This is a genomic window from Clostridium aquiflavi, assembly GCF_031344075.1.
GTDB lineage: Bacteria > Bacillota > Clostridia > Clostridiales > Clostridiaceae > Clostridium > Clostridium aquiflavi.
This window is the reverse complement of sequence record NZ_JAVJAN010000001.1, coordinates 23,708-37,988: the sequence shown is the minus strand read 5'-3', so window position 1 is coordinate 37,988 and position 14,281 is coordinate 23,708. Positions and strand designations below refer to the sequence as shown.

Annotated in this window: 10 protein-coding genes; 8 read left to right on the top strand and 2 right to left on the bottom strand. The window is 25.1% G+C overall.

The window, feature by feature from the left end; translation table 11 throughout:
* Window positions 1-195: 195 nt before the first annotated feature.
* Both RGC78_RS00145 and RGC78_RS00140 read right to left on the bottom strand, forming a co-directional pair.
* Complete coding sequence (locus RGC78_RS00145; RefSeq protein ID WP_252225179.1) at window positions 196-396, bottom strand: hypothetical protein; 201 nt, start codon at window positions 394-396, stop codon at window positions 196-198.
* The gene (locus tag RGC78_RS00140; protein WP_309555721.1) at window positions 389-757 is read right to left on the bottom strand and encodes an MATE family efflux transporter; all 369 of its coding nucleotides are present in this window, start codon (window positions 755-757) and stop codon (window positions 389-391) included. Before RGC78_RS00140 ends, RGC78_RS00145 begins: the two co-directional genes overlap by 8 nt.
* A gap of 269 nt (window positions 758-1,026) precedes the next feature.
* Here RGC78_RS00140 and RGC78_RS00135 point away from each other — a divergent pair, with 269 nt between their 5' ends.
* The 8 genes from RGC78_RS00135 to RGC78_RS00100 all read left to right on the top strand — a co-directional run bounded on the left by RGC78_RS00135 (window position 1,027) and on the right by RGC78_RS00100 (window position 13,993).
* Window positions 1,027-2,667 (top strand): ribonuclease J, encoded by a 1,641-nt coding sequence (locus RGC78_RS00135; RefSeq protein WP_309555744.1) that lies wholly within the window; start codon window positions 1,027-1,029, stop codon window positions 2,665-2,667.
* Window positions 2,668-3,154: 487 nt separating this feature from the next.
* Window positions 3,155-5,662 (top strand): dynamin family protein, encoded by a 2,508-nt coding sequence (locus RGC78_RS00130; protein WP_309555720.1) that lies wholly within the window; start codon window positions 3,155-3,157, stop codon window positions 5,660-5,662.
* Between the two features lie 26 nt (window positions 5,663-5,688).
* Window positions 5,689-6,447, top strand: a complete 759-nt coding sequence (locus RGC78_RS00125) for a viral A-type inclusion protein (protein ID WP_252214080.1) — start codon at window positions 5,689-5,691, stop codon at window positions 6,445-6,447.
* 6 nt (window positions 6,448-6,453) lie between these two features.
* Entirely contained in the window at window positions 6,454-8,223 is a 1,770-nt protein-coding gene (locus tag RGC78_RS00120; RefSeq protein WP_252214079.1) for a dynamin family protein, read from the top strand.
* Window positions 8,224-8,478: 255 nt separating this feature from the next.
* The gene (locus tag RGC78_RS00115; RefSeq protein ID WP_309555718.1) at window positions 8,479-10,281 is read left to right on the top strand and encodes a dynamin family protein; all 1,803 of its coding nucleotides are present in this window, start codon (window positions 8,479-8,481) and stop codon (window positions 10,279-10,281) included.
* A 511-nt stretch (window positions 10,282-10,792) separates the two neighbouring features.
* Window positions 10,793-11,977, top strand: a complete 1,185-nt coding sequence (locus RGC78_RS00110) for a DegT/DnrJ/EryC1/StrS family aminotransferase (RefSeq protein ID WP_252214077.1) — start codon at window positions 10,793-10,795, stop codon at window positions 11,975-11,977.
* A 444-nt stretch (window positions 11,978-12,421) separates the two neighbouring features.
* Complete coding sequence (locus RGC78_RS00105) at window positions 12,422-13,582, top strand: MerR family transcriptional regulator (protein ID WP_309555717.1); 1,161 nt, start codon at window positions 12,422-12,424, stop codon at window positions 13,580-13,582.
* 51 nt (window positions 13,583-13,633) lie between these two features.
* Complete coding sequence (locus tag RGC78_RS00100; RefSeq protein ID WP_309555716.1) at window positions 13,634-13,993, top strand: hypothetical protein; 360 nt, start codon at window positions 13,634-13,636, stop codon at window positions 13,991-13,993.
* Window positions 13,994-14,281: the final 288 nt, after the last annotated feature.

Sequence of the window (14,281 nt, the reverse complement as noted above, 5' to 3'; positions counted from 1 at the left end):
TTAACAATTAAGATGTATTAATATAAAAATGAATGAGTTATAATCTTAATATAAAGTAAAATTATAGAAATGTTATTTGAAGTGAATAATGAAGAATATAAGTATAATAATATTGTGATCTAGTAGATCAGTATATAAAATAAAATTCCTTGGAATATTTATTTTATCCAAGGAATATTTTTAATACATTGTTTTTTATCCAAGAAGTTCTGTTGATTTTGTTTTTAAAAAATTTAAATCATTAATACTCATCTTGTCTATGGTTTTATAATATTTTATTGCCAAAGGAATACATGCTGCAATCCATGCTATTGGGCTAGCTAAACATATACCAGTATACACAATTATAGCAGGCAATGTAAATGCAACAATAACTCTTACTAATAATTTAAGCAACGCCAGCCATCATAGGAATAAATCTATCTCCAATTCTTGCATAGATAACACTTATATAAGCATTAGCACTATTTATAATATCTTCTGGGATATTTAACAGCCTTAATAGTGATTTAGAAAATAAAAGACTTAAAGTGGTTATTATTATAGTTATTATAAAACATAAAATTATTGATGTTGCAACGGAATTTCTTACACCTTCATCATCATTAGCACCAAATTTTTGAGAAACAATAACAGAAAATCCGCTGGCAAGTCCTACTATAAATCCTATTATTAAAAAGAAAATAGATCCTGTTGCTCCAACAGCAGCAAGAGACTGGATGCCTAAAAATCTACCGACTATAATAGTATCAACCATACTATAAAGTTGTTGAAAGATATTTCCGATTAATAATGGAATAGAAAAAATAGTATTAACTTAAATAAAAAATATATTATTGTACTGCAAATGAATAACTTAAATTTAAAGTTATATATTTAATTGTATATGTACATACTTAAAATAAGAGATGAAAGTAAATGAGGAGTGAAAATGTGGAAAACACTATAGAAACTAAAAAAGAAACTAAAAATTTAAAGAGTTACAAACCAAAGAAGGTTTCACTAAAAAATAAGGCGAAATTAAAAATAATTCCATTAGGTGGACTTGGAGAAATAGGAAAGAATATTACAGCATTTGAATATGGTGATGAAATAATTGTTATAGATTGTGGTTTAGCATTCCCGGATGAAGATCTTTATGGAATTGACATCATAATTCCTGATGTTACATATTTAATAAGAAATAAAAATAAGGTAAAAGCCTTTTTTATAACTCATGGTCATGAAGATCATATAGGTGGAATACCGTATGTATTACAACAAATTAATGTTCCAGTATATGCACCCAAATTAACATTAGCATTAATTGAAAGTAAACTAGAAGAACATCATATGTTAAATGATTGTAAATTAAATCTTGTTGAAATTGGTGAAACTATAAAATTAAAGAATTTTAATATCGAATTTATTAGAACCAATCATAGTATTCCTGATGCTTGTTCTATAGCATTGCATACACCAATGGGAATTATTGTACACAGTGGAGATTTTAAGGTTGACTTTACTCCAATAGATGGTCATGTAATAAATCTTCAAAGATATGCAGAACTAGGCAGAAAAGGTGTATTATTATTGATGGCAGATAGCACAAATGCATTGCATAAAGGATATACAATGTCAGAAAAGACAGTTGGAGAAACACTAGATAATCTTTTTAGTAAAGCAACCGGAAGAGTTATTGTATCTACATTTGCATCAAATGTTCATAGACTTCAACAAATCAGCGATTGTTCTATAAAAAATAAAAGAAAGATAGCTTTTAGTGGTAGAAGTATGGAGAAAATATCAGAGATTGCAATGAATTTAGGATATTTATCTATACCTAAAGAAATGATAGTATCATTAGATGAAATAAAGAATTGTCCAAATGACCAAATTACTATTGTGACAACAGGTAGTCAAGGTGAATCAATGGCAGCTCTTTCTAGAATAGCAGCGTCAACTCATAAATATATAGAAATACAAAAGGGAGATGTGGTTATAATTTCAGCATCTCCAATACCAGGAAACGAGAAAGCTGTATCAAATTTAATAAATGACTTGACTGAAAAAGGTGCTAATGTAATATATAAAACAATAGAAGACATACATGTCTCAGGTCATGCATGTGAACAAGAACTTAGAGTGATTCAAAGCTTGTTAAAACCTAAATTCTTTATTCCTGTACATGGTGAATATAAACATTTGATTACTCATGCTAAAATTGCTAAAAGTATGGGGCTTAAAGAAGAGAATATATTTATATTAGATACAGGTGATGTATTTGAATTATCAAAAAACAAGGGAAAAGTTATTGGAAAAGTGCCATCTGGAAGAGTTCTTATAGATGGTCTTGGAATTGGCGATGTGGGAAATATGGTCTTGCGAGATAGAAAAAATTTAGCTGAAGATGGAATTATAACTGTAGTAGTAGCAATAGATAGAAGAAATAAGGTAATATTATCAGGACCAGATATAGTGTCAAGAGGTTTTGTATATGTTAGAAATTCTGAAGATTTAATTAACAATGTAAGACGTATAGTTACAAAAGTTGTAGAAAAATGTTTAGACGATAATATAACACAATGGGCAGAAATTAAAAATAGAATAAGAAGAGAAGTAGATAGTTTTGTATATACTACAATGAAAAGAAAGCCTATGATATTACCAGTAATTGTAGAAATATAACTTATTCTAAAATATTAACAATATTATAAAATGTAAGGATCAAAAAAACTAGGCTATGCTTTGAAAATGTATATATTATAAAAACAACTTATAATATATACATTTACTTAAGGCATGGCTTATTTTTATGCTATTATAGTATTTTTTTACATCTAAAAATGTTAATAATCAAAAAACAAGATTAATAGTATATTTAACTAGTTTATTTCTTTTTTAATAATATGAAAAACTAAACTTATGATGAGAAATTAATTAGTAATTTATCTTAATAATTAAAGAAATAATAAGAAAAGATAACAGGTCTATCTAACAATTCCTCTAAAATATATGTAAAATGTAAAAACATAGAAAAATATAATGTTTCACAGTTAATTTAATGATTTTTTGTAAATAGAAATTAGATAAATTTAGTCAATTGTGGTAATATAACAGTAAATGATTATTTATGAATACATAACATGAATTAGCATAAAAGATGGAGAAAATTATGAATAAAGATAACTATATATTAGATACAATTGAAGATATAAAAAATATATTAGAACAAAATGAATACAGAAGAAATAGATACAGTAATGATGTTGAATGGTTAAAGCAACGTAAAAAACAAATAAAAAGTAATATAATAAGAATTGCTATTATGGGAATAACAAGCAGTGGGAAATCAACATTAGTAAATTCATTGCTAGGGGAAAAGCTATTACCAGTAGCTATTTTGCCAAGCTCAAGTATAATAATAACAGTGTCTAAAGGCGAAAAAAGACAGGCTACTATATACTTTAAAGATAAATCTCCAGAAGTTTATGATGATACTAATTTAAATATGGAAGTTATATCTAAGTATGCTGATGAAAATAGAAATTCTAATAATAAGTTTAATGTAGCTCAGATTGATATAAAATCACCTAACTTTTTATTAGATGACAATATTCAGTTAATAGATAGTCCAGGTCTAGATGCTTATAATTTAGAAATGCATGAAAAGTTAACTTTGGAGATTCTATTACCAACAATAGATATTTGTGTATTTTTAACTACTGTTAAAGCTAATAGCGACCAAATTAATTTAGAAAAAATAAAAATAGTAAATGATAAAAAGAAGCAAATAATATTAGTTCAAAATATGATAGATTCAATAGAGGAAAAGATAGGTAAATATGGCATTGTTGAAGAAAATAAATGTATCATATTAGACAAGCATAAAAAAAGAGCAGAAATATTATTAGAAAAAGCAACAAGCAATAAAAAGTTTGATATTATTCAAATTTCTTCTTTAAATGCTTTAAATGGAAGAATAAAAAATAACAATAATTTATATAATGAATCTAATCTTGAAGATTTTATAAAGTCTATATATAGGTGTGTTGAAAATATTACCCCAAAACTAAATATTCAAAGGCAAGGGAGTATTGTTGAAAGAATTGGCAATATAATTGATACTGATAAAGAAATCATAGATGGAAGCAATTTAGAAGATACAAGTTATATAAAAGAAATACTTAATGATATTGATGATCTTAATTATGATTTTAGAGTATCTAGAGATAAAATAACATCTAAAATTAATCTTATAGATAAGGTAACACTTAATACAATAGAAGAAATAAACGAGTCGGATTCAAAAGAAATAAGTAGCTATTCAGATATAGTAGAAAATATAAATAATAAGAGTAAAAAGATAGAAAATCAAATTTTAGGCATTGTAAGAGAGTGCGAAGAAAAGAAAAAGGAAATATACGAAAAACTGAATATTGATATTAGATTCTCATATTCATTACCTAGTATGGAAAGTGAAGATATATATGTTAAGCACAAATACGAAGAGAAAGTAAAACTTATAAAAAAAGATGGTTTCTTTAATGTAGGAAAGAGAATCTTATCAGATATATTTGAAACTGACTGGGGATATGAAAAGCAAGAATATGATGAAAAAGTAGTAGATAAAGAGGCTACTATACTTATGGTTAAAAAAGTATGCAATGAAAGTAGTAGAAAATATATGAGTATACTTTATGATTGGAGCGAACAGTATAGTAATTCATTAAGCCTCTTCTATAGTGAGATAAGTAAGATAGAAGAAGAGTTTAAAAAGAAGAAAGAGCAAAATATAGAACTTTATGATATAGATAATGTTATAAAGGACTTAAAGATTATAAGAAATAAGCTGAAAAATAAATATAATAATGTAGAAGAAGCAGCTTTAACATTAGATGAAGAAATAGAAAATAAAAATGAAGATAAAAATCTGAATATAGAGGAAATAGAATTAACCAATGTTTCTTACAATCTTTATAAATTAAGTAATGAAATATTTAAGAAAAGCTATTCAATGATAAGTAATTACATAGAAGAAAAAGTTTTATCTATATCTAAAAAAGAAACTCATCAAATATTTTGGACTTGGGATTTAGAGGCTGCATCTAAATTTATTTCTAGAATGTATGATTTGTATTTAAATGATGAAGAACTTGAAATTATAAAGAAACAAGGAATATACACTTTAAATAATATAACTATAATATATGAATTATCTCAAAATAAAGTAGAAACAAATAAAATACTAAATATTAACTCTTCAAAAGAATACAATATGTACTTACTTTTCAATGGAATTCAAATAGGTAGTTCAGAAAAGCAAATACTTGAAAATATTAATCTTAAAAATATAGTTTTAAAGAATAATATTATGATAAATTTAGTTATAGATTCTAGTAGAGAATTTATAAATGCTAATAATATAAAAGAAATACTTACAGCCACTTATTCGTTTAAGAAAAAAATTAAAAATAGAATAAATAATTCTAAGATTGGCTATGTATTAGTTAATTCTAAAAATCCTATTTACAATTTAGCATTAATAGAGGGGCAAGAAAATGATGGATTTTTATTAAGTCAATATAAAGATATAAAAACTAAGTTGTTTGGAAATATATTATCTCGCGGTAATGAAGAAAAACAAACATTAGAAGAAATATTGAGCTATTTTTTAAAGTAATATTATAAAAACTAAGGAGCAAAGAAATGGACAAAAAATCTTTACTAATACAATGTGATGAAGTTACAAAAAATATGATGGATGAATTGCAACAAGACATGATAGAGTCTTTATCAAGGATATCTAAAAATATAAATGATGAACTTAAAGAAAACTTAAAACCTCTTGAAAAGAAAATCAATATATTAAAAGATGAACTTGGAGAAGGTAATGAAGATATAGAAGAAAAAATAGAAGAAATAAGTGGTAATATATCAAAAATTTCAAAATGTGTAGAAGAAATTGCTGAAGAACATAATAAGCTTTTAAATGGTGGTTTAAACAGAATTGCTATAACTCTAGAAAAGTTAAAAGATCGTGTTGAAGATTCAGATAAGCAGTTAGAAGTTAAATTATCAGAGGGTGTTGGCACAATAGAAAAGAAAATAAATGATTTAAATATAGAATCGTTAGAAGATAAATTAGCTATTTTAGGAGTTAAAATGGTTAAGAATTCTGGAAATAATAAAGAAGAAATAATAAATAAGATAGAAGAAATTAATATTGATGAAGTTGGAACAAAAGTAAGCTTATTAGAAGAGGCTATTAAGATTAATATAAATAATAGCTGTGAAGCTATAGAAAAATTAGATACAGTACATGAAAAAATGTTAGAAAAATATGAAGTAATGAATCTTATAAATGATATGGAAATTAAATTAAATAAGAAAATGAGCAATATACAAGAAGAAGTTGAATGGGGAAATAGATCATTCTTTGCAAGGATTTTTGGAAAGAGGAGATAATATTTAATGAAATATGTAGATTTAATAAATGATTCTAGATTTAATTTTTTATTAGAGAAATATCTTAATAAAGATAATGCTGTAAATTATATAGATTATTTTAATCATTTTATTGACAACTTAAATGAAAAAGAAATAATAATACCTGTATTAGGTATTCAAGGTGCTGGAAAAAGTAGTTTTCTTAATTCTATTTTAATGGAAGAGAATATATTGCCAACAGATGTTGATGAAACAACTTGTGTACCTGTTGAAGTAAGATATGGAGAAGATACTGAAAAAGCTATAGTACATTTTTTAGATAAAGAATGTAAAGAAATAAAATTATGTGATTTAGAGAAATATGTTCATAATGATTATAATATGGCAAATGAGCTTAAGGTATCTAAGATAATCTTATATAATAAAAACGATGTATTAAACAATAATGTAGTACTTGTTGATCTTCCAGGTGTGGGCAGTTTAACACCTGAAAATCAAAGAACTACATTAGACTATGTAAATAAATTGGTTTCTGGAATATTTATGTTGAGGACAAACCCTCCAATTACAAGAACTGAAAGAAATTTTATAAATGCCTTATGGCCTAAATTGTCAAATACAATTTTTGTTCAAAATAAGTGGAATGATGAAAGTGATGAAGACGCACTTGATGCAAAAGAGCATAATGAATATGTTTTAAATAGTATTTGTGCGGAACATAACGAAAGCAAAGAAATTAATGTAAATGTGGTTAATGTTTATGAAGCGGTAAAAGGTAAATTTACTAGAGATAACACACTTTATGAAGACTCAGGTATATTAAATGTTATAGAAAATATAGAAAATGTATCTAAAGAATATAATATAGGTTTAGAAAAGTCTTTAAATTCAAAAATAGTAGGAGCATTAGAAAATATTAATGATAAAATAGAAGAATATAAGACATTATGTTTAAATGAAAAAAAACAAAATGATTTAAATAAAGAAGAAAAGATTAAAGAAATAAAAGCTATACTTTTAGATAATAAAAAGAATTTTAGAAGAATTAGAGCTTATGCATATGAAGAAATGGAAAAGATTATCGATTATGCTTCAAGTATTATAAAAGAAAAAATAACAAATTTAAGAGCTAATTTAAAAGCCATAATAAATAGAGGGATTGTAGATGGAGAAAGACTAAGTTTAATATATAAAGAATCATCGGATAAAGCTATAAATGATATTATGGATGAAGTATTAGATAAAACAAGTGAATTAATAAAAAACCTTAACAAAGAATTAAATGGTATAACAATAAAGGGCTTTTATGGTCAATATGAAAACATATCATTTTTTAATAAAGAAAGTGAATTTAAATTTGAAAAATCGCTACCATCATTGTTAGGGGTATCTGGCGGACTAATAGGGACACTTGGAACTGTAGGAACATTAGGAGGTCCTCTTGGAATACTTGTTGGAATGGGAATTGGAATGGCATTTTCTTTGATAGGTGATTTTGTTCGTAAGGAAATAGTAGAAAATAGAGCAAATTATACATTAAGGGATTTAGAGCCTATGGTTGAAGATTTAGAAAACTATTTAAAAGAAGAAATACTTGATGATTTAAGAGCAAAACAACAAGATATGGATGATTCAATAAAAGAGCTAAGAAAGAATTTAGAAAATAGCTTTAAAGATGATATTCAAAGTATAGAGAAACAATATGACTATGCCTATAGTGAAAATAATATATTAGAATTTGAAGATGATTTAAAAATATTAAATGAAGTCAAAGAAGATGTAGGATTAATTTAAAGCAGTTAGTATGTTTTAGAGCAGATATGTTTATATATTCATAAGTAAAGTGGGCGGAGTAATTAAACTTAGGAATACTAAAATAACTATAGTCCCTTTTTAGCTTGTTCCCAATATAAAATTGAGACAAGCAGTAAAATGGACAATACTTATTAAGTATTCTCAAAATCTAATTACAATGCCATTTTACATATTGAATATATAAACATATATTTTAAAATATAGTCAAATTATTTAAAGCAAGGGGATGAATATATGAATAATTTTGAAAGATGTATAAGTAGACAAAAGAGTATTGATTCAATTGTTAAAACTTTAGGAAATGATGATATTACTGAAAAGAATTTTTTAGTTAAAGATAAAATAATGAATCCTTCACATTATGTTGTTATGCTAGGAGAGACAAGCTCAGGAAAAAGTACATTAATAAATGGATTATTTAAAGATAAAATTTTATTAGAAAGTGTTAAGCCAACAACTGGAGTTGTTACTGAAGTTGTTATATCTGATGAAGATGAAGAAAAATTAATAGCTGTAAATAAGGATTCGAGTACACAAGTTATAGATAAAGATATCTTTGATAAGTTACTAGTAAATTATAATAAGGATTTACATAAGCTTAAATATGTTGGAAAAGCTAATAATTCTAAATATAATGGAATGAGAATTTTTGATACTCCAGGTTATGGTTCACTTGTAGAATATCATGAGGAATCATTAAAAAGCTTTATTCCACAAAGTGATTTTATTATATATGTAGTATCTTATAAAGTTGGAATTGGTGATGATGATTTTCAATTTTTAAAATATGTTGGAGAAATAATAAGTGAAGATGTAGAAGTTATTTTAGCAATTAATATGTGTCCAAAAGATATGTCAGAAGATAATAAGAGAATATTGGAAATCAAAAAAAGTGTTAATAAATGTATTAAAAAAGATGCAAAGACATTCTTTATAGAAAGTAATAAAGAAAAACATCCTGATACATCTATGCTTTGGGAATATGTATATGAAAGAGTTAATGATGATGATAAAAAAGAGGAACTTGCTAATAGTTTGAAAAATTATCAAGATTATATATTAAATGAATGTAATATAAAGATTAACTCTAAGGTTGCTAATATAGAATCTAAAAAAGAAGGTATAGAAGAACGATTAAATATACTAGGAGAATTTTTAGATAAAAAGCATGAAATATTAACTACTATAGATAGGGGATTTACAAAAATAAAAGTAAGTTCAGTTAAACTTATAGATAAATCTGCAATAGATGTAAAAAATAAAATTACTGAATATGTTCATGATGAAAGCAAATGGACTAAAAAAGAAGAGACATATACATTAATGCAAAATTATTATGTTCCAAATTTAATAAATGAAGAAACAGAAACTTTAATGAGAGATATTGAAAGTGAAATAATACTTTTAGATAAAAATATTGAAGATATATTAAAAGAAGCCATATCTAAATTAGAAGAAAAGATAAAAGTAAGTATTCCATCTTACACAGAAGTTATGGAAGGTGTATTAAAGCAACACATAGGAGATGAGATACAACAAGCAACTGGAGAAATGTTTAGAAAAGCAACTGCAAAAGAAGACAAAGATAGTATAAGCAATCCAGAAGATATAAATTTAAATAAATTAGGTAATATAGTAGATACTAAATCATATAAACATACACATGAAAATTTGAAACATTTATTAAAAGCAATAAAAGCCTCATCAATAAAGGCTATTACTAAGTATCTAACTGTTTTTACTGAATCTGTATTTTACTTATATGATTCATTGACATGGCAAAAGAAGATAAATGAGATTTCATTAAAAGCTATAGATAATTGGGCGGAAGACGTAGAAATATCTATAAGAAGATATTTAGATTCTTTACGAGAAACTAATAAAGAAGAGATAATGTCTTTATTTGATGCATTAAATGAAGAATTTAAAGAAGATGAAAAGAAGTTAGAAGATATTAGCGGAGAAGAACTAATAAGACTAAAAAAAGAAATAGAGTTCTTATTGCATAGATGCCTCTATATATCAATGAATAAGTAAATTTATGTTTGAAGAGTGTTAATATATGCATAAGCATATTGGACTAAGTAATTGAATTTAGGAATACTAAAATGAATATAGTCCCATTTTAGCTTGCTCTCAATGTAAAATTGAGACAAGCAGTAAATGTGACAATACTCATAAAGGATTCTCAAAATCCAATTACAATGCCAATTTGCTCATTGCATATATTAACACTCATTTAAAACACAACTTATTTAAAAAAACGTTAGTATATAATATTATAATTACAAAGAATTTAAATCTAATTAAATATTACTATTGACTCATACCTTAGGTAGGAGTTTATAATAAATATTGAAGTAGGAAATACTTAGTATAGGATGTTAAATTATTAATAAAAAATTACTAGAGATAAATTTGTTTAGGAATGATAAAAATAAAAAGTAGTATCATTAATTAAAAAAAGCAGATTTTAATTAAGAAATTACTCTTATACTAATAGATAGATATTTAAAAAATTTTCATATTAAGAGAGGAATGAATTTTAATGACTAAAATAAAGAATATACCTTTTTCACCACCAGATATAACTGAAGAAGAAATTGAGGCAGTTTGTGATGTTTTAAGATCAGGATGGATAACATCAGGACCTCAACTTGCTAAATTTGAAGAAGGAATACAAGAATATTGTAAGGTTAATAAGGCTTTAGCATTAAATAGTGCAACAGCTGCTATGGAATTAGTTCTTAAGGTTTTTGATATAAAAGAAGGAGATGAAGTTATAACTACTCCTTATACTTATACTGCTACTTCAAGTGTTTCTGTACATAGAGGAATTAAGCCAGTATATGTTGATGTAAAAAAAGATACATTTGAAATGGATATAGATAAAGTAGCAGAAAAGATAACTGAGAAAACAAAGGTAATTATGCCAGTTGATATTGCCGGAGTACCTTTTGATTATGATGAACTTAAAAAAGTTTTAAAAGAAAAAAATAGAGAAGATATAATAATACTTTGTGATTCAGCACATTCATTTGGAGCTAAATACAAGGGCGAAAGAGTTGGATCTCAATGTAACTTCCATTCTTTCTCATTCCATGCAGTTAAGAATTTAACTACAGCAGAAGGTGGAGCAGTTACTTTCAATGATAATAACTTTGAAAATCATGAAGATTTACAAAAATACATGAGATTTACAGCTATGCATGGTCAATCAAAAGATGCATTAACAAAGCTTAAAGCTGGAGCATGGGAATATGACATCATTAATGATGGATTAAAATGTAATATGACAGATATAAGTGCTGCAATAGGTTTAGTTCAACTTAAGAGATACGAAAAGCTATTAGAAAAGAGAAGAGCTATCTTTAAGGTATATAATAATATATTATCAAAAGAAGATTTTTCAATAATACCATTTACTAAAGATGATAATGGTACAGAAACTTCTTATCATTTATATCTTTATAGAGTTAAAGGATTTAATGAAGCCAAGAGAAATGAAGCAATAAGCAGATTAGCAGAAAAGGGAATAGCAACAAACGTTCATTATAAGCCACTTCCAATGCTAACACTTTATAAAAACCTTGGATATGATATAAAAGATTATCCAAATGCTTATGCACAATATGAAAATGAAATTTCTCTTCCTGTATACACAAAATTATCTTTAGAAGATGCAGAATATGTAGCAAGAGAAGTTGTAAAAGTTATTAAAGAATTAATATAGTAATTTAAAATTTAAATTGCAATATAAAGTTTTTAGTATAAGCTTTATATAAAAAATAATTTTGATATATTTAGTTTATGCTAAAATATTAATAACATATAAATAATTGAAAGTAGCATATTTAGTGAAAACTATTATATGCTACTTTTTATAGTTAGTACAATTTAAGATACACAATTTTTGAGATTTTATACACATTTGTTTTAGAGTTATGTTTATATATACAATAGGTAAAGTGGCATTGTAATTGAGCTTTGAGAATTCTTAATGAGTATTGTCACATTTACTGCTTGTCTCAATTTTATATTGGGAGCAAGCAAAAATGGGACTATAGTCATTTTAGTATTCCTAAGTTCAATTACTCAGTCCACTTTTCTTATGTATATATAAACATTTTAGCAAAACATGTTTATATAATTTCATTAATGAATTGGAGGGGTAATTTTGAAAATAGGGGAGTTTGCTAAAAGGTCTGGAGTCACTGTAAAAACACTTTTGCATTACGATAAAATAGGACTTCTTAAACCATCTGAAAAAACAGAAGTTGGTTACAGAATTTATTGTGAAGATGATTTTTTAAGGCTTCAACAAATAACTACTCTAAAGTTTATTGGAATATCATTAAGTGAGATAGCCCATATATTAAATGAAAGCGGAGAAAATTTAGAGAGCATGGTAAAAATCCAAAAAAGGGCTTTAGAAGAAAAGAAAAGACATATAGATTCTGTTATAGAAATATTTAATAATGCTGAAAACACTGCAAAACAAAAAGGTTTTTTAGATGTCAATAACTTAGTAAACATTATAAAAATAACAAATATGCAAAATAGTATAAAGGAGCAGTATAATAGCGATAAAAATTTGAATTTGAGAACCACTCTTCATAGTTATAATACAAATAAGATTGATTGGGATAAATGGTGTTTTCAAAAAATGAACTTGACTGAAGGTTCAAAAATATTGGAATTAGGGTGTGGAGTAGGAAAGCTATGGATAAAAAATCAGGATTTTATAGATAAAAATTCTGAAATTATTTTATCTGATTTTTCTCCCAATATGTTAAAGTGCGCTAAAAATAATTTGGAAAATTTAGATTATAAGTTCAAGTATAAAAAGATAAATGCAGAAGATATTCCTTATGATGATGAAAGTTTTGACGTTGTTATTGCAGAACATATGCTTTATTTTGTTACTGATATAGAAAAGGCATTAAGTGAAATAAAAAGAGTTTTAAAACCAAATGGTATTTTTTACGTAACCACTAATTCATGTAATTCTATGATTGAATTAAATAAATTAGCTGAAAAATTTGATCCTAATTTAGATATTAATAATAATGGTCTTTCCTCTAGATTTGATTTAGAAAACGGAGAAAAAATGCTAAAGAAATATTTTAATAATATTGAATCAGAGATATTAGAAGGAAAGATAATAGTAGATAAAGCAGAGCCCGTTGTATCATATAAAGCATCAACAATTCAAGGAAATTCAATACTTATAGGAAAAAAAAGAGAAGAATTTACAAAGTATTTAGAAAAATATATTGAAGAAAATAAAAATATAGAAATTACAACAAAGGCAGGCATATTTAAGGTTTCAAAGTGATTTGGAATTTTTTGGACCCCAGAGGTATAGTAAATTAAAGGGGGATTGTATATGGATGGAAATATTATTCTGAAAATTATTTTGGGGACTTTTATTAATTGTATAGTTTTAGTATTAATTTCTTTAGGAATATATCATATTTATGGTTTTACATTAAAAGATACTTTGTTTGTTATAAGCTTAGCTGTGCTAGTTATAGAAGTTTTCTTAAATATATCAGGAAATTCACTTGGGATATCAATTCAATCACTTGGACAAATGAATTCACAATATGTATCAAATATTGATTTAGAAGCGCAAGAACATGAAAATATAAATAATAAACCTACTTTTCATGTTAAGGACATAATAAATTTCACATTGATTATTTCTAGTTTAGTAATTTTTATTATATCATTTATGATTTTTTAAGTATAAAATATTAATTGAATTTAATAAAATTTTTTTAAAAAAGGGCAATAAAAAGCAATTTTAAATTTGTTTTTTAGTGCCTTTTTCTAATATTTATAAATAAAAAATAGATAAATTTAAAAAAAATACAAAAAATACTAAATTTTCTTAGATAGTTTAAATATAACGTTGACAATTAATAAATCATCAAAAAAATATATAAAAAATTATTCAATTTTAGAAAAAAATTTAAAAAAATTACAAAAAAATACTGGAAATTAAATATAAAATAGGGATTAAATTTAAAGT

Coding starts and splice junctions, on each gene's coding strand:
- RGC78_RS00115 (WP_309555718.1), top strand. CDS start 8,479: ATGAATAATTTTGAAAGATGTATAAGTAGACAAAAGAGTATTGATTCA.
- RGC78_RS00130 (WP_309555720.1), top strand. CDS start 3,155: ATGAATAAAGATAACTATATATTAGATACAATTGAAGATATAAAAAAT.
- RGC78_RS00140 (WP_309555721.1), bottom strand. CDS start 757: ATGGTTGATACTATTATAGTCGGTAGATTTTTAGGCATCCAGTCTCTT.
- RGC78_RS00120 (WP_252214079.1), top strand. CDS start 6,454: ATGAAATATGTAGATTTAATAAATGATTCTAGATTTAATTTTTTATTA.
- RGC78_RS00110 (WP_252214077.1), top strand. CDS start 10,793: ATGACTAAAATAAAGAATATACCTTTTTCACCACCAGATATAACTGAA.
- RGC78_RS00125 (WP_252214080.1), top strand. CDS start 5,689: ATGGACAAAAAATCTTTACTAATACAATGTGATGAAGTTACAAAAAAT.
- RGC78_RS00100 (WP_309555716.1), top strand. CDS start 13,634: ATGGATGGAAATATTATTCTGAAAATTATTTTGGGGACTTTTATTAAT.